At 39.5% G+C, this 21,628-nt stretch carries 17 protein-coding genes; 6 read left to right on the top strand and 11 right to left on the bottom strand.

All coding sequences use genetic code 11. The features are described 5' to 3' along the window. Positions 1-104: 104 nt before the first annotated feature. Complete coding sequence (locus DWA31_RS01860) at positions 105-1,157, bottom strand: S66 peptidase family protein (protein WP_114324974.1); 1,053 nt, start codon at positions 1,155-1,157, stop codon at positions 105-107. 250 nt (positions 1,158-1,407) lie between these two features. Between DWA31_RS01860 and DWA31_RS01855 the strand changes: the two genes are divergently transcribed. The 4 genes from DWA31_RS01855 to DWA31_RS01840 all read left to right on the top strand — a co-directional run bounded on the left by DWA31_RS01855 (position 1,408) and on the right by DWA31_RS01840 (position 5,567). Beyond that, positions 1,408-2,271 carry a YicC/YloC family endoribonuclease gene (locus tag DWA31_RS01855; RefSeq protein WP_114324973.1) on the top strand — a complete coding sequence of 288 codons (864 nt, stop codon included), beginning with the start codon at positions 1,408-1,410 and terminating at the stop codon, positions 2,269-2,271. A gap of 149 nt (positions 2,272-2,420) precedes the next feature. Continuing rightward, positions 2,421-3,086, top strand: coding sequence for a YceH family protein (locus DWA31_RS01850; protein ID WP_114324972.1), 666 nt, complete (start codon positions 2,421-2,423; stop codon positions 3,084-3,086). Positions 3,087-3,916: 830 nt separating this feature from the next. Beyond that, on the top strand, positions 3,917-4,189 hold the full coding sequence (locus tag DWA31_RS01845) for a helix-turn-helix domain-containing protein (protein ID WP_210725525.1): 273 nt from the start codon (positions 3,917-3,919) through the stop codon (positions 4,187-4,189). Continuing rightward, on the top strand, positions 4,173-5,567 hold the full coding sequence (locus DWA31_RS01840; protein WP_114324970.1) for a HipA domain-containing protein: 1,395 nt from the start codon (positions 4,173-4,175) through the stop codon (positions 5,565-5,567). The genes DWA31_RS01845 and DWA31_RS01840 overlap by 17 nt, the downstream gene beginning before the upstream one ends. 244 nt (positions 5,568-5,811) lie before the next feature. Here the strand turns inward: DWA31_RS01840 and DWA31_RS01835 are convergent, their stop codons facing one another. After that, positions 5,812-6,231 (bottom strand): VOC family protein, encoded by a 420-nt coding sequence (locus DWA31_RS01835; protein ID WP_114324969.1) that lies wholly within the window; start codon positions 6,229-6,231, stop codon positions 5,812-5,814. A gap of 249 nt (positions 6,232-6,480) precedes the next feature. Beyond that, on the bottom strand, positions 6,481-7,095 hold the full coding sequence (locus DWA31_RS01830; protein WP_114324968.1) for an NADPH-dependent FMN reductase: 615 nt from the start codon (positions 7,093-7,095) through the stop codon (positions 6,481-6,483). A gap of 168 nt (positions 7,096-7,263) precedes the next feature. On the opposite strand from DWA31_RS01830, the gene DWA31_RS01825 reads away from it, so the two are divergent. Next, positions 7,264-7,881 carry a helix-turn-helix transcriptional regulator gene (locus DWA31_RS01825; protein WP_114324967.1) on the top strand — a complete coding sequence of 206 codons (618 nt, stop codon included), beginning with the start codon at positions 7,264-7,266 and terminating at the stop codon, positions 7,879-7,881. Positions 7,882-8,231: 350 nt separating this feature from the next. Here DWA31_RS01825 and DWA31_RS01820 read toward each other — a convergent pair whose 3' ends face one another. From DWA31_RS01820 to ilvG, 7 genes are all read right to left on the bottom strand, one after another. Then, complete coding sequence (locus tag DWA31_RS01820; protein ID WP_114324966.1) at positions 8,232-8,978, bottom strand: vitamin B12-dependent ribonucleotide reductase; 747 nt, start codon at positions 8,976-8,978, stop codon at positions 8,232-8,234. Positions 8,979-9,132: 154 nt separating this feature from the next. Beyond that, positions 9,133-11,343 carry an adenosylcobalamin-dependent ribonucleoside-diphosphate reductase gene (locus DWA31_RS01815; protein WP_245942435.1) on the bottom strand — a complete coding sequence of 737 codons (2,211 nt, stop codon included), beginning with the start codon at positions 11,341-11,343 and terminating at the stop codon, positions 9,133-9,135. 602 nt (positions 11,344-11,945) lie between these two features. Next, positions 11,946-13,514, bottom strand: a complete 1,569-nt coding sequence (gene ilvA / locus DWA31_RS01805; RefSeq protein ID WP_114324965.1) for a threonine ammonia-lyase, biosynthetic — start codon at positions 13,512-13,514, stop codon at positions 11,946-11,948. A gap of 105 nt (positions 13,515-13,619) precedes the next feature. Then, complete coding sequence (gene ilvD / locus DWA31_RS01800; protein WP_114325023.1) at positions 13,620-15,482, bottom strand: dihydroxy-acid dehydratase; 1,863 nt, start codon at positions 15,480-15,482, stop codon at positions 13,620-13,622. Positions 15,483-15,650: 168 nt separating this feature from the next. Continuing rightward, positions 15,651-16,577 (bottom strand): branched-chain amino acid transaminase, encoded by a 927-nt coding sequence (locus DWA31_RS01795; protein WP_114324964.1) that lies wholly within the window; start codon positions 16,575-16,577, stop codon positions 15,651-15,653. Positions 16,578-16,681: 104 nt separating this feature from the next. Continuing rightward, positions 16,682-16,954, bottom strand: a complete 273-nt coding sequence (ilvM, locus tag DWA31_RS01790; protein WP_114324963.1) for an acetolactate synthase 2 small subunit — start codon at positions 16,952-16,954, stop codon at positions 16,682-16,684. A 1-nt stretch (position 16,955) separates the two neighbouring features. Next, positions 16,956-18,620 carry an acetolactate synthase 2 catalytic subunit gene (gene ilvG / locus DWA31_RS01785; RefSeq protein ID WP_114324962.1) on the bottom strand — a complete coding sequence of 555 codons (1,665 nt, stop codon included), beginning with the start codon at positions 18,618-18,620 and terminating at the stop codon, positions 16,956-16,958. Between the two features lie 451 nt (positions 18,621-19,071). Between ilvG and DWA31_RS01780 the strand changes: the two genes are divergently transcribed. Continuing rightward, complete coding sequence (locus tag DWA31_RS01780; protein WP_114324961.1) at positions 19,072-20,595, top strand: YifB family Mg chelatase-like AAA ATPase; 1,524 nt, start codon at positions 19,072-19,074, stop codon at positions 20,593-20,595. Between the two features lie 89 nt (positions 20,596-20,684). Here the strand turns inward: DWA31_RS01780 and ilvY are convergent, their stop codons facing one another. Then, entirely contained in the window at positions 20,685-21,563 is an 879-nt protein-coding gene (ilvY, locus tag DWA31_RS01775) for an HTH-type transcriptional activator IlvY (protein ID WP_114324960.1), read from the bottom strand. Between the last annotated feature and the right edge of the window lie 65 nt (positions 21,564-21,628).

Genomic DNA, 21,628 nt, shown 5'->3' with positions numbered 1-21,628 from the left:
TGTTTTATAGCACTGTTGTCATTACCAACTACTTTTAAATAAATATGACTTTAATCAGGAAACAAAACGGCAAAAGATGAAATAAAAACCAAAGATAACAACGTTTATATTACTGCTTTTTCTTCAAGTACTAAGCGCTTGGTGCTGGTATCTAAAGTGGCTAAGGCACCAACAGGGATAGTGGCTAAATCTTCTATATGACCAATCATTACACCACTGAGCACCGGAATGTTTAAGCTTGCTAGTCTATCGCGTAATACTTGCTCAACACTTAGTGAAGGCGCTTCGGTTGCATCACAATCACTACATTTACCAAAAACAACGCCAGCTAATTTGTCTAATCGACCTGCTAGCCATAAGTGAGTTAACATGCCATCGACACGGTAAGGTGCTTCTTCAATCTCTTCCAAAAAGAGAACTTTTCCGGTGTAATCAGGCTCAAAGGGACTACCGACCAGTTTAACCATTAATGATAAATTACCGCCAATTAACCTACCAGTAGCTTTACCTTCATGTAATACGGTTAGCCGATTGTCTTGTTCAGCCGTACCTTCTTTGGCTTCAAATAACGGCGGTGTTGCTAACTCGATGGGCGCACTTGGGTTAAATAAAATATTTTTAAAGCTCGCCAGTGTGTAATCACTAAAATTTTGTTTCGCGATTGGACCATGAAAGGTAATTAAGCCGGTACGTGCAGTAATGGCATTTAATAAGGCGGTAATATCGCTATAACCTATGAATGCTTTTGGGTTTTTTTTGATCAAATCATAATCTACATAAGGCAACATTCTTGGGGTACCGTAACCACCGCGAATACAAAAAATACCATCAACCGTTTTATCAGCAAACATAGCGTTAACATCTTCGGCACGCTCTTTATCTTGCCCGGCTAAATAGCCATAGCGTTTGAATAGATTTTTACTGTGCTTCACTTTAAAGCCAAATGATTTCAAAACATCGGAGGCGAAATAAATGTCTTCGTCTTGCCAAACATTACTTGCGGGTGCAATTAACCCAATGGTATCACCTGCTTTCAACCGTTTAGGTTTGATCATATTGTTGATTTCATCTGATGCAGACTTTGCTAAAGCAGATGGCACTATTGCTGATACAAGAGTAGCAGCAAATAATGTTTTGAAAAAATTTCGTCTTTGCATCGTATTTAATCCTAACCGTTTGAATAAGTATTAACTCAATAATTGATATTAAAGTAAATAGTAATTACTTTTTATTTATCTTTATACCCGTTACCAATCAAGATGCACTCAAATCCTGCACTTTGAATGGTAATGGGTATATATGGTAAATATAATATAGAAAATATTGTTAGCTATCTCAACTTCGCATTTAGAGTAGGCTTGGGTATAATAAACTCTCTTTTTTGATTAGTTATTCGGAATATTTATTATGATTCACAGCATGACGGCATTCGCCCGAGTTGAAATTAAAGGTGAGTGGGGCAATGCAGTTTGGGAAATTCGCAGTGTTAACCAACGTTTTTTAGAAACGTACTTTCGTTTACCTGAACAGTTTCGTGGCATCGAGCCAGTATTACGCGAACGTTTCCGCAAACAATTAAATCGTGGCAAAGTTGAATGTAATTTACGTTTCAATGCTAATCCTGGAGCCAAAAGTGATCTAGCGCTCAATGAAAAACTAGCCTTACAGTTAATTCAGCATGCCAACTGGGTTAATGAGCAGACGTTAAACTGTAAAATTAATCCACTCGAAGTTATGCGTTGGCCTGGCGTAATGGAAGCGCAAGAAAGTGACATGAGTGCTATTCAAAATGAATTGTTAGCCGCATTTGATACGGCTCTAAAAGACTTTATTCTCGCTCGTGCTAGCGAAGGTGAAAACCTTAAAGTGATGATTGAACAACGCCTTGATGCTATCAGCAGCGAAGCGGATAAAGTGCAGAAATTTATGCCAGAGGTTATTGAATGGCAGCGTAAACGCATTACCGACAAATTTACCGATGCTAGCATTGACTTAGATTCTACTCGTGTTGAACAAGAGCTAGTCTTGTTAGCGCAAAAAATGGATGTTGCTGAAGAGTTAGATAGATTAAATAGCCATGTGAGTGAAACCAAAAAAATTCTTAAAAAAGGCGGTGCCCAAGGCCGACGTTTAGACTTTATGATGCAAGAATTTAATCGTGAAGCGAATACGCTAGGCTCTAAATCAATCAACACTGATGTTACCGCCAGTGCAGTTGAGCTTAAAGTGTTAATTGAGCAAATGCGTGAACAGATTGCGAATATAGAGTAGTTATCAAACGAATCTTGTCTATTAAAAAGCCATAGCTAAGCAATGCCTTCACTATGGCTTTTTTATGAGCAATCAAACACTATTACATAGTAAAGCTGCATATTGCTTGGTATAACATGGCTAGATGTTTTAATAAGGGTACCTTCAATATGATCACACTATCCGCAGAGCAATGCCGCATTATCGGCGTAATGCTAGAAAAAGAAACCACAACACCAGAGCAGTATCCTCTTTCTGTAAACGGTATTACCACCGGCTGTAATCAAAAAAGTAACCGTGAGCCAGTAATGTCACTTTCAGACGGTGACGTACAAAATAGCGTGGATGAACTGGTGAAAATGAGCCAATTAATGGTAGATCACAAAGCTTCAGGCCGAGTAAGTAAATATTTTCATCTTTTTTGTGATACAGAATTTGGCAGTTTGAAATTTACACCTCAACAAAGAGCCATTATTTGTGTGTTATTGTTAAGAGGGCCTCAAACGCCGGGTGAGTTAAGAACTCGCACTAATCGTTTAGCTGACTTTGCCGATGTAAGTGAAGTTGAAACTGCCCTTGAGCAATTACAAGATTTAAACAACCAAGCACTGGTTAAAAAACTCGCACGAGAGCCAGGAAAACGTGAATCCCGCTACGTGCATTTATTCTCAGACATTGATGAAAGCGACTTGGCTGAATCTAACAGTACCCAAACAGATGTCATCCCCTCAAAAAGTAATAATCAACTGGCTGATAGAGTAACTGCGTTAGAGCAACAAGTTGCTTCATTAACAGAACAAATTACTTGTTTAACGGAGCTGCTTGAAGATAAGTAATCATTGGTTTATTGCGTGTACTGGATCTGAATATTGAATAATTTTTAAAATCTTTTTATAAGGTACCTATAAGTCATGTTCAGCCCTTGTAAAATAAGGGATAGCCATTTTTAGCTAATTCTCTTGCACACAATAAAATGATCATGAATAGCCTATTAATCGATAAAAGTGACAGCAAAATGGTGATCTAAAAAGCATTCGTTCTTATTAATTATAGGAAGATTGATGAATAATACCAATCAGACTAACTAAGTGATCTTTTTAAATGGTCTAAATATCCAATAACATCGTTGCTTTCAATCCCAATAGCCAGCTATTGCTCAATCAAGCGTCTTGTTCTTGAAAATTTACCCTCATTAAAATTTGAACCATTAATTAATCTGATTGGTATAAATATCTGAATCAGGTATGAAACACTTCCTATTAGCTGCTTTTACAGTGACATCATAAAAATGATGTATTCATTTAAAGTCGAATTTTTGCTCTCACGGAGTTTTTGCAGGTCTGTCTAACTATTAAGTGAACAAGGTTAGATAAATACGGACAGGTGACACCATTCTTGAATTCAACTGATGGATGTAACGCATTCATTACTTTCCATTAAAGTTAACTATTATTTACTTATAGCCACTGATAATATTTTTACCAAGCATAAGTGATATATAGTTTACTTATATATATTTAACAGGCTAAAATAACATAAAAGTTAATTATTATTGACTTTTATAGCTTGTACTATTAGTTTGTATTATAAAAGTAAACTAAAGTTAACTTATATGATAAATAAACCGGTAAAGAAGGCATTAGGTCGGGTAGTCAAAAGTACTGAGATGCCTGATATAACTAAAAATTTTTCACCAAAGCAATTAGCTGAAGCTATTACAGCGAAGCGTACGGGTATGAAACTCACACTAGTTGACGTATCTGAAGCTCTTTCTATCTCAAAACCCACTCTGATCAAAATTGAAAAAGGAGATACCAGCGTTAAGCTCGCCAACCTACTCAAAGTGATGGAATACCTTGGTTTGTCATTCAGTATTGTCTCAGATGATCTCATACCAAATAGTACTACTACCGGAGTAAATGATGACGAATGGTACTAACGTAAACGCTCTACATGTATTCATTGGTCATCATAATAAAATCGCTACGATTAGTATTCCAGTAGGTTCAGAAACTGACATCTCGTTAATTTATGAGCCTTCATGGGTCGAAGAAGGCTTTGCCATTTCACCTCATCTTCCATTGGATGGTAATTTTGATCATCGAGCGGTTCGAAACTACTTACAAAACTTACTACCCGAAGGGAAAGGCTTAGAAGAAATCACCAGTAATACCACCATTTCTAAAAATAATACATTTGGCTTGATCTGGATAATTGGCGAAGATACCTCTGGCGCACTCTCTTTCAGAGGGGAAAAAAACGCTGCTAAAGAAACGAATTTTCGAGAAGTAACGGAAGATGAGTTAGATGAAAAGCTTGCTCGTTTCAAGGCGATGGGAGAATCCATTACCTATTGGGATGGCCAGACTCGACTTTCTGTTGCGGGTGTTCAGGATAAACTTAATTTATTTGAAGTAGATGGTAAGTTAGGGTTTGGCGAAGGTGACTTATGTTCGAATAAAATCTTTAAATTTGAGACAGGCAAAGCGCCTTTTATCGCCGTGAACGAATTATTTACCATGTTACTCGCGAGTGAAGCAGGTATTAAAATTTCTCATGTTGAAGTGCGCACATATGGTGGCGTGAGAGCTTTTGTGATTGATCGTTTCGATAGACGTATTGTCTCTGGAGGAAATCGTGTGTTACGCCGACATGTCATTGACGGTTGCCAGGCGACTAACCTTCCCCCCTCTTATAAATATGAACGCCAATACGGCGATGAAGGCGATGGAGTTTATATGCGAGATGGTGTTTCGTTTCCTAAATTATTCGCAGTTGAAACAGCTAACTCTGAGGCTTATCAGGCTCAACTCGTTCGTTGGATGACATTTAATATTTTAGTACGCAACTATGATGCACACGGAAAAAACATTAGCTTCTTTTCAGGAAAACAAGGTTTAGAGTTAACGCCTTTTTATGATCTTGTGAATATTGAAGCAATAATTAGAGAAATTAAAACCCGACAAGCAGACGCTACTCGTGGGACATTGCATAGCATTTCACAACACTATGCAATGTCCATTGGAGAGCACCGTACGGGAAGCGAGGGAAACTTTAGTAATCCTATTACAGCTTATATGCTAGCCGACCTTGCTGATGAGTTTGGGATATCATTACCTCGTATGCAATTACTCATGAGTCAAATGATCAAATCGGTACTCAATGCTGTAGATACAGCAAAGAATAAAGCATTTGAACAAGATTTATCAGACGAAGAAGTCAACCATATCGATTTGTGTATCGCGATTATCATTGAGGCTGCAGAGAAGTTAAATGAAGAGGTTAAACAGTTACCTGCTATGAAAGAGTTGTTTTAATAAGGGAGATTAACTTGGATCATGTTGGTTCGCAAATCAGATATAAAATACTACAAATTAATTTTGGATGTGCCTCAACAAGTCGAGAATTAAATTAGAGCGATAAAAAGCGTGGCCAAAATTAGTTTGCCACGCTCGTATAAATGAAATTGGATATAGTTTCTTTGAATCGACGTTTTTTTAATAAATTTATTTTTCATCAATTTTAGTTGATTGAACTTTGTGAAAAATCCAATGATTTTAATTACTCATACCTATTCCTAAGCTCAGGCAAGTCACTATGATATTGCACAAATTCAACTTCATAGCCACTTGGATCTATAAAGTAAACATTAGTGCGATACTCGTCTTCAGCGCCTTCCTTATCAACGGAAAATCCAGCTTCTGCTAAGCGCTTAATTACGTCCGCTAAATTACTAGTTACATAAGCAAAATGAGCAAGGCCAATTTGGTGACCGGTCAAGTCACGGTTTTTACCTACGCCATCATCATTAAAAGTAAGGTATTGATAGTCATCGCCAAAGTGTATCCAATTACGAGGTTTACCGTGCCATTCGCTAATACCGCCACCGCGAACAGCCCAATGTGGAAAGGCTGCTTGGTAAAATTTTATTGTTTTTTCAATGTCGCTTACGACTAAGTTTATATGCTCTAAAGTAATCATGTTGCTCTCCTGTTTTTCTCTCGTTATTGGTTATTAACCTTATACCAATTACACTAACTAAGTGATCATTTTCAAATGGCTTAAATATCCAATAACATCGTTGCTTTCAAGCCCAATAGCCAGCTATTACTCAATCAAGCGCCTTGCCTACAGGGATGTAGGTACTTAGGTTTTTTCTGGAACCAAAAACCTGTGTTCTTGAAAATTTATTCTCATTGAATTTTGTAATCTTAATTAATGTAAATGGTATTACATGCCATTAGAATAACGTTCTTCATTATTATAGGGGTGAATTGATAAATTTGTTCTTAATGCCCGTAATGCTTCACTGTAATGATATAAAACATGCAAGCTGTAACCAATGCGATGGCGTATATTGCTATCTTTATCGGATAATTCTGATTCATTAGCACTATTAAGTACTTCCTCTACATTTCTAATAACAAGATGATCAGGAATAGCGACTAGCTTGTTATTTTTAAAAGCATTCATGCGTAATTCTGCAATGGGGTAAACACCACTGATGCCACCGGAAAGTCCCACAAGTAATACCGGTTTGTGGGCGGTATCTTGCCCTGAGCACATCAATAAGACATTTTTAAGTAAAGGTGATGCCATGCCGCTCCATTCTGGCGTAATCATAATGAATGCGTCTGCTTGGCTTATTTGTTTGTTCAATAATGGCCAGTCGCTTAGCTCAGCAGATTTGCTTGCCAGATCACCGTCCCATAAAGGTAGGTTATATTGGCAAAGCTCGAAATGGGTGACTTCTTCATAGCCAGTAACGGACTCTGCTATGTATTGTGCTACTTTTACGCTTTGTGATTGTTTTCTTTGACTGGCACTTATAATAACTAAATTCATTACTTATCCTTTGGCTTTCTTATGTAAACCTTATTGTTTACTAATTAACGTGTAAATTATACCCTTTACTTAATTATGTCAATGGCAAAGAAAAAATAAAATAAATTAAAAAGTTTACATAAGGTGTTTATAAGCGATAATAGCGATACTCAGTGCATTGGAACGATTATGAAAACCCATCATAGAATTATTGATTTACTTAAAACTCAAGGACCGTTGACCGCTAAAGCGTTAGCGCAAGAACTTAACGTGACTACGATGGGCGTGCGTCAACATATGCTGGCGTTAGAAGAGTCAGGTGAAGTTACTTTTCAGGATGAAAAAGCGCCCCGGGGTAGGCCAACCCGTTATTGGTCATTAACGCAGAAAACCAATAGTCATTTTGCTGATCGACATGATGAGTTAACGGTGCAATTAATTGACTCGGTTATTGCTGTGTTCGGTGATGATGGCTTAGATAAACTCATTACTAATAGAGAAGAGTCTTCAATGCGAAGTTATCGTTTGGCTTTAGCGGATAGATATGGCGTACTAGAAAAGCTGCAAACACTGGCGAAAATACGGTCTGATGAAGGCTATATGGCGACGGTTGAGCAAGAAGACGATTTTTTCTGGTTGTTAGAAAATCATTGTCCTATTTGTGCAGCGGCAAAAAAATGCACGAACTTTTGTCGCAGTGAATTACAGTTGTTCCAACGTTTGCTGAGTGATGTGGCTGTGATTAGCCGAGAGGAGCATATTGTTGAAGGCGCAAGGCGCTGTGCATATAAAGTAATCCCCGTATAAATTCGGCAACAGAGACTACTTTATCAAGCGCTTTTCAGTTTAGGCGCTTTTTCACCCCGCAAGATTCACAATCAAACTTATATACCCAAACCACTTGAAGATGCAGTTTCAGAGTTAAGCTAGGAAATAAGATCAAGGCGCAGCACGAAGGTAATGGTTATTCCCTTATCAAGTACTGTAACGCTGAACTGTTTTTCTAGCTTAGCTCCCTTCGGGCAAGGCGATAAAGGGTCATCTCCAGCGTTATTGATTTCGACAATGGAACAACCATTCTATTCAATCAATGCCTTGCAGCTGACCCTTTCTCGACTTGCTGAATCCTGCATCTTCAAGTAGCTTGGGTATAGGTATTAGCCACATTTAGAATCTGCACACGAAACACACGTTAAACAACCATCGAGTTTGATCACCGTATTGCGCACTTTACACTTAGAACAATCTAGCGCATTTGGCATCCCAGCATCTTCATCAACACTTTCTGGTGATGCCATGCTGGATGTGTGTTTTTTCAGGTATTCGGCTTTTTTTTCTTCGATGATTTCTTTTGCTTCACTTGATAACTCAATCTTTTTAATAGCAACGCCACAGGTTTGCTCAACATGGTAAGCAATTGTATCGGCGATAGCTGAAACCATCGACTCAATATACCTAGGATTACCACCGCGGGTATGTTGTCCAAACCAACCCGCATTTGATGAAGAAACTTCACGTAATTCATCCAATAAAAACATGTATTCACCTCCTTTACGAAAGATGGCTGACATCATAAAGGTTAAGGCATGTACCCATTGGACACTTATTTTGTCTTTGGTATTGATGAATATTTCATAAGGGCGCACTTCTTCTAGCTCAGTGCCTTCATTAAGGACTACGTTTGAAATGCTGACGTAATATGCATGGTCATAACCTGATGAGGCTTTGATCTTATACGTTCTTGAATCCAATTGTATAGGGCGCTTAGTCTTTTCAATTAATTCAACTATTTTGGCTTCTTTTTCTATGGCACTAACAGAGCTGCTTTCTTTATTTAATACGGATACGCCGATAATTTTTTTACTGATCTCGATCGGTTTTGTTGTCGAAGATGAGTGTGTCATGATGTCGTCTCTTTTAAATGACTGGTAAATAAACCAGTTAAACAAATTAAGTATTGCTTGAAATTGTTCTACAAGCCTTTTGTGTTGGTTAATATGCCCCAATACCAATAGACCCAGTACAATGAGGCATCTTAACTATTCCACTATATAAGCGCTAAAAACGTCCGTACTGCCCTTCTTTGATCGCATCAAATAAGTTAGAGGCAATATGCTCTTGGCCTTCATAAATCACCTTAGCATTACCCTTAACGGTGATCACGTCACCACCTTCAAGGGTAAATTGATAATCTGTATTTGCCAGATCAGCTTCGTTGACAAGAACACCTGAAAAGTTTTCAGGATTGAAACGAAAAGTTGTACACCCTTTTAACCCTGCGGTATAAGCTTCCAAATAAACATCTTCAAATTGAGAGAAAGGGAATTCTGTTGGAATATTTATGGTTTTAGAAATTGAACTGTCGATCCAACTTTGGGCCGCTGCTTGAACCGCAATATGCTCTGATGGCGTAACCGTCGACGTATCAACAAAACTTTCAGGCAGCTGCGATAAATCCAGTGATAAGATTGGCCCTATTTTGGTCATCGGCAATTGCCAATCATCCCCGTGTGTGGTTTTCATCAAACGTTCATACGCTAACACTTCAGCAGAACGAACGTTCACTTGCTGTTTAGTTGATTTTCCGGGGACAATAACATTACGTTTGTAGTCATGCGCAAAACTTGGTTCTATACCATTACTGGCATTATTCCCTATAGATAATGCAATGGTTCCTGTGGGTGCTATCGAGCTATGGTGAGTAAAACGTAACCCTGTTGCTAGCGCTTCTTTTACCCAGTTGTCACCTAACTCGGCGACAATGTTTTTCATGTAACGGCTATAGTTAACGTGTAGTTCAACCCCTTTAACTTGATCACCTAACTTGTACTTTTGTGCTAACTCGGGACGTTTGCGTAATAAAGCCCCCGTAATGCTATACATTTCATTTAAGAATGGCGCCCCGCCTTTTTCTTTGGCAAGCTTTGTCGCTTCACGCCATCCTTCTAATGCCAACTGTTTAGTGACTTCACGGGTGAAGTTCACCGAATTGTCTTTACCATATTTCATACCAAGCATGGTCATGGCGGAGCCTAAGCCTAAATATCCCATACCGTGACGGCGCTTGCTTTCAATTTCAGCAACTTGCTCTGGCAATGGTAAGCCATTAATTTCTACCACGTTATCAAGCATGCGCGTGAAAATACGGATAACTTTCTTAAATCGTTTCCAATCAAAACTCGCTTGGGCGGTAAAAGGGTTTGTAACAAAAGCGGTTAAGTTAATTGAGCCCAACAAACACGAACCATTTGGAGGTAGCGGTTGTTCGCCGCATGGATTGGTTGCACGGATAAGTTCAGCAAACCAATTGTTATTATATTCATTCACCTTGTCGATCAGGATAAAACCCGGCTCCGCATAGTCATACGTTGCACTCATTATCATGTTCCACAAGTTTTTTGCACGTATCGTGCGGTAAACTTTACACGCGATTTCACCAGCATCGTTTCCTAAGTATCCTTCCATAGATAACGGCCATTCTCGCCAGATCACATCTTCTGAATTATTTATCGGATCGTACTTCAATCCTTCGAGAGCAATTTCGTTTTGATTGGTAGGGAAAACCAACTGCCAATCGGTATCCGCTTTAACTGCTTCCATAAAAGGGTCGGTGATTAATATTGAGAGGTTAAATTGACGTAAGCGACCATCTTCACGTTTCGCTTTAATGAACGCCATGATATCTGGATGTTGACAATCAATTGTTCCCATCTGCGCCCCACGACGTCCACCAGAAGATGAAACGGTTTTACACATGGTGTCGAAAATATCCATGAAAGGTAAAGGGCCTGACGTCGTTGCGCCGGCACCCGCAACAAAACCACCATCAGGGCGGATCGTTGAAAAATCATAACCAATACCACAACCCGCTTTTAGGGTTAAACTCGCTTTACTTACCGCTTCACCGACGATGCCTTGCATAGAATCTTTAATCGTATCAGATACGGTACAATTAATTGTTGAGGCCGTAGGCTTCTGCTCACCAGCTCCTGCATTTGAAACAATACGGCCCGCAGGCACCGCACCATTCATCAGTGCCCACAAAAACTCTTCACTGTATTTTTTCTGTTTCACGGGGCTAGTTTCAACACTGGCAATAGCCTTTGCAATACGTTCAAAGGTATTGATGACAGTATGGTCGACAGCCTCTCCTGATGGTGTTTTTAATTGATACTTTGACCCCCAAATATCTTGTGAGGCTAACTGTAAATGATTTGGGTCAAAAACAGCGGCAGTTTCGGTAGTCTCTGCCATTATTTGTTCTTTCATTATTTTCCTTTGGATAAATTATTTTCTTTAATGTATTTTTTACAAATAAGTGATTAAGCTTTTCATCTGTCGCTAAATTGCGAAAGGTTTGGTTGGTAATTAGGCTTTCTAGGCCGACGCACTATGCACTCGGTTTTACAACCCGTTATGCTAAAATAAAGACTAATTTCATCGGGGACTTCTTGAAATACAATGCTAGGAGATAGGTAGTTAAATTTCATGATAAACCTATATGTTGTGTTGTTTTTATAATAGAACACAATATATAGTAACTTGCTTGGTTCGATAGTTGATCGAGATCAACTATTTATGTTATTGCCACAATATACTGTGTTGGATGTTATTAATTTGTCTATATATAGTGTTTTGATGGGGTACGGTTTATTGGTTTCTAACTGGTATAAGTTTTGTGTCGAAAGAAGGATGTGGGTATAAGGCAGAGCTGAAGCAAGCAGGAATACTTGAAATAAAGAGCAGCAAAAAGTCATTTCAATTACGTATGACTTCATAGTATTTTAGATCAGGGGGATTTCTTCAATGAGCTCAGGATGAACGGATACGGTCATCCTGAGCAATATCTAGCGCAATAACATAGGAACTAATTAGTTAAGGAATGCTTGATAAGCTTGATTATCAGTTGTTTCTTCAAATTGATAACCTAAAGCATTTAAGTGTTCAAAAAATTCATTTTCTTTATCTTTGTTTACATCAAATCCTGCGAGCACTTGCCCAAATGCCGCACCATGATTTCGGTAATGGAACAAGGTGATATTGAACAGTTCACCCATCGCATCAAGAAACTTCTCTAATGCGCCGGGATGTTCTGGAAATTCAAAACTGAATAGACGCTCATTTTGAGCGGTAGCACCACTTTTACCGCCAATCATATAACGAACATGTAATTTTGCTAGTTCATTGTCTGTAAAGTCGCTAACTTGATAGTTTGCGCTTGCTAACTCATCAAGCACTTGTTGACGCTCTTCTATGCCGCCACCTAAACGAACACCGACAAAAACATTTGCACTTGCTTCGCCAGTATAACGATAGTTAAACTCGGTGATCACTCTGTTGTCTAACGTTTGACAAAAACGTTTGAAACTGCCTTTTTCTTCGGGAATGGTAACCGCTAAAATTGCTTCTTTCTTTTCGCCTAACTCACAGCGCTCTGACACATAACGTAAACTATGAAAGTTCATGTTCGCACCTGATAATATAGCGACTAAAGATTGATTATTCAGTTCATTTTGAATGCAGTACTTTTGTAAGCCTGCTAATGATAAAGCGCCTGCTGGCTCAGCAATAACACGAGTTTGCTCAAAAATATCTTTAATCGAGGTACATATTTCATCGGTAGTTACGGTGATAACCTCATCACAGTAACGTTCAATAAGGCTAAACGTATGCTCGCCAATGCGCTTTACTGCAACACCATCAGCAAATAAACCTACTTGATCGAGATCAACTGGCTTACCTGCGGCTAGGGCTGCTTTCAAGCAAGCTGAGTCTTCAGCTTCAACACCAATTATTGTAGTCTTGGGGCTAAGCTGCTTTAAATAAACGGCCATACCTGCTAATAAACCACCACCACCAACGGGGATAAAAACGATATCAGCATTAGGTAGTTGTTGTAGTAACTCTTTAGCAACAGTGCCTTGCCCAGCAATAACATCGGTATCATCAAAGGGATGAATGATAGTTTTATTTTCAGCTTTTGCGTAGTTAATTGAGGCTGCTTGGGCTTCATTAAAACTATTACCCACTAAACGTACTTCACCGCCAAAACGCCTAACATTATCCACTTTAATATCAGGTGTGGTTTTAGGCATAACAATTGTTGCTTTAATGCCTAATTTATTTGCTGCTAACGCCAAGCCTTGCGCATGATTACCAGCTGAAGCGGCAATAACACCATGAATACATTCCGCTTCACTTAAACCTGATAACTTGTTGTAAGCACCACGCAGTTTGAACGAATGTACTGGTTGTTGATCTTCACGTTTTAAATAAATTTGATTATTTAAGCGCGCCGATAATTTAGTTAAATGCGTAAGCTCAGTTTCTACAGCAACATCATAAACAGGCGCAAGCAATATGCGCCTTAAATAATCAAGTTGCTCAGCTTGTTCTGTTAGCTCTTTGTTTAGTGATGCTTGGCTTTGTTTTTCGGTCATCTTATTTATACATCGATTGTTATAATAATCTTTAAATCAATAAAAAAGCGTCACAACAATCGTGTTGGACGCCCTTTAACATAAATGCTTAGCTTAAATTAGTTTTTATTTATCAACTAAACCATCTAAAAGAGCGCGATTACGTACCGCACCTTTGTCAGCACTGGTTGCTAACATAGCGTAATTTTTTAGTGCATAACTGATTGGGCGTACACGATCAGTAGGTTTCCAAGCATCTTTCCCTTTAGCTTCCATCGCAGCACGACGCGCATCAAGTTCAGCTTCAGGTACTTGTAATGTAATCTCTCGAGTAGGGATATCAATATGAATGATATCGCCTTGTTCAACTAAGGCAATTGTACCGCCGTCAGCTGCTTCAGGAGAAACATGACCAATGGATAAACCAGAAGTACCACCAGAAAAACGACCATCAGTTAATAAAGCACAGGCTTTACCTAAACCCATAGATTTTAGGTAAGTGGTTGGATAAAGCATTTCTTGCATACCTGGTCCACCTTTAGGACCTTCGTAACGAATAACAACGACTTCGCCAGCCACTACTTTTCCGTCTAAAACACCGGCTACTGCATCATCTTGGCTTTCAAAAATGTGTGCAGGACCAGTAAATACTAAGTTGTCGTCAGTTACACCGGCTGTTTTTACAACACAACCATCTACAGCAATATTACCTGAAAGTACGGCTAAGCCACCTTCTGTAGAAAAAGCATGTTCAAGGCTACGAATACAACCATTAGCTCTATCATCATCTAAGGTATCCCAACGACAGTCTTGGCTAAATGCTTTAGTGGTACGGATACCAGCAGGGCCTGCACGATAGAATTTTTTAACGTCTTCATCGTCAGTAACTTTAATGTCATATTTGGCAATTACATCAGCCAACGTAGTACCTAAAACATTTGGCACATCAGTTTTTAATAAGTTAGCGCGTGATAACTCACCTAAAATTGCAATTACACCGCCGGCGCGATGTACATCTTCCATATGATACTCAGGCGTTGATGGCGCAACTTTACATAACTGCGGCACAATGCGTGATAATTTATCCATATCTTCCATGGTGTAATCTATTTCAGCTTCTTGTGCTGTTGCGAGTAAATGCAATATGGTATTGGTTGAGCCGCCCATGGCAATATCTAAACACATGGCATTTGAAAAAGAGTCTTTGTTGGCAATATTGCGTGGTAGTGCAGATTCATCATTATCTTGGTAATAACGTTTTGTTAATTCAACAATTTGTTTACCAGCATCTAAAAACAACTTCTCTCTATCAGCATGAGTTGCCAACATTGAGCCGTTACCTGGTAAGGCTAAACCAAGTGCTTCAGCTAAACAGTTCATTGAGTTAGCTGTGAACATGCCAGAACATGAGCCACAGGTAGGACAGGCAGAACGTTCTACTTGGTCACTTTGCTCCTCACTTACATTAGGATCAACAGCTTGGAGCATGGCATCAACTAAATCTAATTTGATAATTTGGTCTGAAAGCTTAGTTTTACCCGCTTCCATTGGCCCGCCAGAAACAAAAATTACTGGAATGTTTAAGCGCATTGCTGCCATCAACATACCCGGAGTAATTTTGTCACAGTTTGATATACATACCATAGCATCAGCACAATGAGCGTTAACCATGTATTCAACAGAGTCAGCAATTAAATCACGTGATGGCAAGCTGTAAAGCATGCCAGCGTGACCCATGGCAATGCCATCATCAACAGCAATAGTATTAAATTCTTTGGCAACACCGCCCGCTTCTTCAATAGCACCGGCAACTAATTGTCCCATGTCTTTTAAATGCACATGACCGGGTACAAATTGAGTGAAAGAGTTCACCACCGCGATAATAGGTTTACCAAAATCGCCATCTGTCATGCCTGTTGCACGCCAAAGGGCACGAGCACCGGCCATATTACGGCCTTGGGTAGAAGTTGCAGATCTTAATTTAGGCATGACTTTGATATCCATGTGAAGTAGGGGAATTTTATTTTTAAAAGCATTTATAGTAAACTGTTTCGAAATGTTTTTAAAAATGAAATTTATTTCATTTAGTGTCTGCAACCCCATGTACCAACACAGAGATACCCATGAGGAAGCAGAAAATCATGTTAAAAAATTGCTTTATGCAACAGGATCCAACCAACCATCAGGTGTTGCTGTAGTGCCGTCAAAAATACCGAAGAAAGCGTCTTGTAACGCTTTAGTAATCGGGCCGCGAGAGCCTGATCCTACTTTCATACCATCAACAGTACTTACTGGCACAAGTTCAGTGGCAGTACCACACATGAAAAACTCGTCTGCAAGGTAAAGTGCTTCACGCGCGATTAACTCTTCACGTACTTCATAACCTAAGCTGTTGGCTAAAGTAATAACCGTATCACGCGTTAAACCAGGCAAAATAGAACAAGAACCTGGAGGTGTATAAATAATGCCTTTACGAATTAAGAATAAATTTTGTCCTGCACCTTCACTGACATAATTATGCACATCAAGGGCAATACCTTCGGTATAACCATGGCGATATGCTTCAGCTGAAATCAGTTGTGAAGATAAGTAATTACCACCCGCTTTTGCGGCAGTTGGAATAGTATTCGGAGCAATACGGTTCCAGCTTGATACACCAACATCAACGCCTTTTTCCATAGCATCAGCACCTAAGTATGCTTCCCAGCTAAAGGCGGCAATCATTAAATCGGCCTTAACATCGGCAGGTGCACGAAGCCCCATGCCAATATCACCTAAGAAAGCTAGCGGTCGTAAGTAAGCAGATTTTAAGTTATTGTTGGCAACCGAATCTTTACACGCTTGGACTACTTCGGCTTGTGTATAAGGGATATCCATACGATAAATTTTTGCAGAATTGAATAAACGTTCAATATGTTCCTCTAAACGAAAAATACATGTTCCTTTATGTGTTTCGTATGCACGTATACCTTCAAATACAGACGAACCGTAATGTAGAGCATGGCTCATTACATGAACGGTTGCATCTTTCCACGGCATAAGTTTACCGTTAAACCAAATTAAGTCTGCATTTACTTTTGCCATTTTATTTTCCTAAATTTATTACTGTTATTGGCTGGTATATTTATCATTTTTTGATGTAGCCAGCCTAGGTACGATATAATTTATTAAGCTACAGCACGTACGTTTTATGCGCTGCAACGCTGTGACGAGCTATTGTCTACTGCAACACTCTTGATGTCGACCAGTTTGTTGATTTGGTCAATTAAAAGTGAAATAGGACGATCGCTACTGACCAGTAGTTCAATTGTCGCAATATTATTTCCTGTGTTGACTTGCGCAGTCATGCCATTAATTAGAAAACCACGGTAACGAGTTACTTGTAAAATTCGTTCAAGTACTACTTGTTTATCATCCGTCATGATGATTAATTTATACTTATTCATAGTTATAGGGTTCATGCTACGCGCTCTCCATCATTTCATTGTTAGCACTATTAGGTGGCACTAATGGCCAAACGTTGTCTTTTGCATCTATTTTAACTTGTAATAGATAAGCACCATCATGATCTAACATTTCTTTGATCGCTGCTGTCACTTCACTTTTTTGAGTGATTTGCTTAGCTTTTATATCAAAAGAGGTTGCTAGCATAACAAAATCAGGGTTATCAGATAAGTCAGTTTCACTTAAGCGACCATCGAAAAACAAATCTTGCCATTGGCGAACCATACCCAGTTTAGCGTTATCTATTAGAATAATTTTAACGGGGATTTGATAGCGTTTAATCGTGGCTAATTCTTGCACATTCATCATGATAGAACCATCACCTGAGACCACAATAACGGTATCGTGAGGGCGGCTAATTTGTGCGCCTATGGCGGCAGGTAAACCGAAGCCCATCGTGCCCATACTACCACTGGTTAAGAAATTACTTGGGTCGTCAAAATTCATGTGTTGCGCAGCCCACATTTGATGTTGACCTACATCGGTGGTAACACAGGTGTTTTCAGGCATTAAATCGCTAACTTCTTTTAATACTGCTGGAGCAAAAATCCTTTCGCCTGGATGATCATATCGCCAAGCACAATTTTCTTTCATTTGTCGTACTTGTGTTTGCCAGTCTTGAATGTCTAATGACATAGTCAATAAAGGAAGATTTTCTTTTAAGTCACCTAAAATAGGCGCGTCAGCAATTCTACGTTTATTTATTTCAGCGGTATCAATATCAAAGTGAATTACTTTAGCATCGGGAGCAAATTGATCTAACTTACCCGTTACACGGTCATCAAAACGGGCACCAACGGCAATTAATAAGTCACAGTCATGTACAGCTAAATTAGCCACTTTAGTTCCATGCATGCCAAGCATACCTAGATAATTTTCGTCATCAGGGTTTAATGCCCCTAAACCTTTTAAGGTGGAAACAGATGGCAACCCTGTTGTTTCTGCAAAGCTTCTTACTTCATCAATGGCATTAGCCATACCTACACCACCACCAACATATAAAATAGGTTTTTTGGCATGCGTTAGTAAATCAAGCGCTTTAGTGATATCAGCTAGCGGCAATTTCACTTTATTTTTTAATGAGGCAACTTTTGTAAATGTTTGTTCAACAGCTGCAATTTGAATATCTTTTGGAATATCGACCAATACGGGTCCTTGACGTCCTTCAAGTGCAATGGCAAATGCTTTGTGTAACACTTTTTCTAAGTCAGCAATATCAGTTACTTGAAAAGAATGCTTGGTACAGGCTAAAGATAAACCAAAAATATCAGTTTCTTGAAAGGCATCACTACCCATGGCAGCCGTGGGTACTTGACCAGTAATCGCTACTACGGGAATGGAATCAGCAAGAGCATCAGCTAAGCCAGTGATTAAATTTGTTGCACCAGGACCTGACGTAGCCATGCAAACACCCACTTTTCCAGAAGCACGGGCATAACCGACAGCTGAAAATGAGGCGCCTTGTTCATGACGACATAAAAAATGTTGAACATTGCTGTCAACGAGAGCGTCGTAAATAGGCATGATGGCACCACCAGGGTAACCAAAAATGTGCTCTACACCATGCTGTTCTAGTATTTTAAATAGTAATCCACCGCCTGTTAAAGGCTTGCTATCGTTCATGATAATTCCAAAATCTGTTGTCTAAAAGTAATGTCAGTTTACTTCTGCTTTTTTACGCAATATTTGTTGCTAAAAAAACAGAAAACCCTCGGTTCTTTCGAAGCGAGGGTTGGTATTTCAGTTTTGCTTTTCTTTAGCCCAATGAAAACCCTCGAGGTAGTTTTATAACCACCACGACGAGAACTTTTCTAATAATCAAGTTAATAATTGAGTTAATGTTTAGCATTTTGTCTCATACGTTGTTTCTTTTGGCTGACTATTTATAATATCTAATATTAGTAGTACTTACGCCTTTTTTGAATTTATACCATAGCTCTAAGGTTTTGAACAAGCTTTTTTTTCCAATTTTTAGCTCTATCCAAATATGAAAAGTTATAAGAGGCAGTTATATTCGAAAAATAAGTAATATTTGGCTACACTCAAAACATGGAATTAAATAAATGGAATTATTATGTCTCTTGCCTGTGTTTATAGCCGCGCCCGTGTCGGTTTAGAATCCCCTTTGGTTACCGTTGAAGTCCATTTAGCTAATGGCTTGCCTGCTTTTCATATTGTTGGCTTGCCTGAAGCGTCGGTGAAAGAGTCTAAAGACAGAGTGCGCAGCGCCATCATTAATTGCGGCTATGAGTTTCCCGCTAAACGCATAACTATTAATTTAGCACCGGCAGATTTACCAAAAGAAGGTGGTCGCTTTGATTTACCAATCGCCGTTGGCATTCTGGCTGCTTCGCAACAGTTGCCGCAAGTTGATTTAGCTAAGTATGAATTTGCCGGCGAGTTAGCATTGTCAGGGGAGTTGAGAGCAATAGTTGGTGAAATCCCTATGGCGATGGCTTGTTGTGAAAGTAGTCGGACGCTGATATTACCAGCACAAAATAGTGAACAAGCGAGTTGGGTAAAACAAGCTAAAATTCATGCTATTGAACATTTAACACAGCTTTACCCTCACTTTGCGCGGCAAACATTATTGCCACTTGTGCTCGAAAAGCCCATTGAGAATTTCGAGACAAAAAATCATCTTGATATCAGTGATGTTATTGGGCAGCCTCTTGCCAAACGTGCTTTGGAGATTGCTGCTAGCGGAAATCATAATCTGCTTTTTATTGGCCCTCCAGGGACCGGGAAAACTATGCTAGCAAGCCGCTTAGCAGGGATACTACCTAAAATGACTGAAGCTGAGGCGTTGGAGGTTGCCGCTATTCAATCAATTAGCAATCAAAATACTAATGCTAAATCATGGCTGACACGGCCGTTTCGAGCTCCACACCATACTGCATCATCAGCTGCATTAGTTGGTGGTGGCAGTCAGCCTAAACCGGGAGAAATATCACTGGCACATCATGGTGTGTTGTTTTTAGATGAGCTGCCTGAATTTGAGCGTAAAGTTTTAGATGTTTTACGTGAGCCGATGGAGTCTGGGGAAGTTACCATTTCACGTGCTATGCACAAACAATCTTTTCCTGCGCGTTTTCAATTAATTGCCGCGATGAATCCAAGCCCTACGGGTTTTTTCAATGATAATCGTAGCACTCCTGAGCAAGTTCTTCGGTACCTGAATCGTTTATCCGGACCCTTCCTCGATAGAATTGATATTCAAATTGAAGTCGCTCGATTACCGCGGGGAACTTGGGCGAGTGATACCCAACTAAATGAAACCAGTGAAGCTGTACAGCAGCGAGTACAAGCTTGTAGGCTGCGCCAAATTAGTCGTCAAGGCGAAGCAAATGCCCACCTAGGGACAAGTGATTTGAAAAACTATTGTCATTTAACTCCCGATGATAATGAGTTTTTGGAACTGGCGGTGGAGAAATTAGGGCTATCTACTCGCGCTCATCATAAAATTTTAAAAATTGCGCGTACCTTAGCTGATATGGTGAACAGTGAACATATTTTACATGAACATCTCATCGAAGCACTTTCATATCGGGCGATGGATCGGTTACTAAGACACTTAACCAGTTCGGTAATTGCTTAACTCGAAGCAAGTTGCGAGCAATAAAAGTAGCGAGTTGCGAAGTACCTCACTCGCTGTCATTTTTGTTCGATACTCGATACTCGTAACTCTTAAGCAATAGCATTAAAAAATGCTTTGATTAGTGGTTGGCTTTTACTCTGGTTCAAACAACATACGCCTAGATCAAACGGCGCTATCTCGCCGACATTAGCCAAATATTGCACGCGATCTTTTACTGGGCTATTTTCTACTACCACTTGGGGCACTATGCCAACGCCACATCCTAAGGCTACCATACTCACTAGCGCTTCATGGCCTGAAACTGTCGCGTAAATATTGGCTTTACCCTGTTGTTTTTTGCGATACCAAAGTTCAAAACGTTTTCGCGCTGGACCATGCTCAGGCAAAATGAACGGGATCTCTGACCATGCTAGTATTCTTTCATTAAGTTGCTGCTGCACTATGCAATTCATTGTGGGTGCTATAACAGCTAATGGAATGGTAGCAAGGTGTTGAAAGTAAACACTGCGAGGTAAGTTTTCAGGGTTGGCAGCAATAGCAAAATCGACTGATTTACTTTGTACTTGTTCAAGGGCATCTGAAGCATCGCCAGTGGTTAGCATAATCTCTACTAGGGGATGTTGTTGACGAAAGCGTTCTAGTAAGGGCGGTAAGTGACTGTAGGCGGCAGTTACTGAGCAATAGATACTGAGTTTACCGGTTAGTACTTGTTGTGTTTCATCTAATGATTGTTTAAATAACTGCCATTGCTCAGCCTGCTGTTGTGCGTAATGTTGAAATTTTTTACCTGCTTCAGTCAGTACTACCGACCGATTGTCACGCAATAGTAATTCAATACTTACTTCTTGCTCAAGACGCTGAATAGCTCTACTTAACGTGGAGGGGCTCATATGAAAAGCTTGTGCGGTTTTGCCAAAGTGTAATGTCTGACTCAAGTGTACAAACATGGCTAATGATTTTTGATCCATAAGTTCCAACCCATCAGTGTTGCAAAAAACGCAACGTGAAAATGCAAATATATCACTTTTTGCAA

The organism is Candidatus Colwellia aromaticivorans, assembly GCF_003333305.1.
Lineage (GTDB): Bacteria > Pseudomonadota > Gammaproteobacteria > Enterobacterales > Alteromonadaceae > Colwellia > Colwellia aromaticivorans.
Note: the sequence above shows the minus strand (reverse complement) of the source record. Positions and strands in the feature narration are given on the sequence as shown.

Bases quoted from the DNA above. Each gene is read 5' to 3' on its own strand.
- ilvG (WP_114324962.1), bottom strand. From the start codon at position 18,620: ATGAACGATAGCAAGCCTTTAACAGGCGGTGGATTACTATTTAAAATA.
- ilvM (WP_114324963.1), bottom strand. From the start codon at position 16,954: ATGAACCCTATAACTATGAATAAGTATAAATTAATCATCATGACGGAT.
- DWA31_RS01840 (WP_114324970.1), top strand. From the start codon at position 4,173: ATGACGAATGGTACTAACGTAAACGCTCTACATGTATTCATTGGTCAT.
- DWA31_RS01845 (WP_210725525.1), top strand. From the start codon at position 3,917: ATGCCTGATATAACTAAAAATTTTTCACCAAAGCAATTAGCTGAAGCT.
- DWA31_RS01855 (WP_114324973.1), top strand. From the start codon at position 1,408: ATGATTCACAGCATGACGGCATTCGCCCGAGTTGAAATTAAAGGTGAG.
- DWA31_RS01795 (WP_114324964.1), bottom strand. From the start codon at position 16,577: ATGGCAAAAGTAAATGCAGACTTAATTTGGTTTAACGGTAAACTTATG.
- ilvD (WP_114325023.1), bottom strand. From the start codon at position 15,482: ATGCCTAAATTAAGATCTGCAACTTCTACCCAAGGCCGTAATATGGCC.
- DWA31_RS01830 (WP_114324968.1), bottom strand. From the start codon at position 7,095: ATGAATTTAGTTATTATAAGTGCCAGTCAAAGAAAACAATCACAAAGC.
- DWA31_RS01815 (WP_245942435.1), bottom strand. From the start codon at position 11,343: ATGAAAGAACAAATAATGGCAGAGACTACCGAAACTGCCGCTGTTTTT.
- DWA31_RS01825 (WP_114324967.1), top strand. From the start codon at position 7,264: ATGAAAACCCATCATAGAATTATTGATTTACTTAAAACTCAAGGACCG.
- DWA31_RS01860 (WP_114324974.1), bottom strand. From the start codon at position 1,157: ATGCAAAGACGAAATTTTTTCAAAACATTATTTGCTGCTACTCTTGTA.
- DWA31_RS01820 (WP_114324966.1), bottom strand. From the start codon at position 8,978: ATGACACACTCATCTTCGACAACAAAACCGATCGAGATCAGTAAAAAA.
- DWA31_RS01835 (WP_114324969.1), bottom strand. From the start codon at position 6,231: ATGATTACTTTAGAGCATATAAACTTAGTCGTAAGCGACATTGAAAAA.
- DWA31_RS01850 (WP_114324972.1), top strand. From the start codon at position 2,421: ATGATCACACTATCCGCAGAGCAATGCCGCATTATCGGCGTAATGCTA.
- ilvY (WP_114324960.1), bottom strand. From the start codon at position 21,563: ATGGATCAAAAATCATTAGCCATGTTTGTACACTTGAGTCAGACATTA.
- DWA31_RS01780 (WP_114324961.1), top strand. From the start codon at position 19,072: ATGTCTCTTGCCTGTGTTTATAGCCGCGCCCGTGTCGGTTTAGAATCC.
- ilvA (WP_114324965.1), bottom strand. From the start codon at position 13,514: ATGACCGAAAAACAAAGCCAAGCATCACTAAACAAAGAGCTAACAGAA.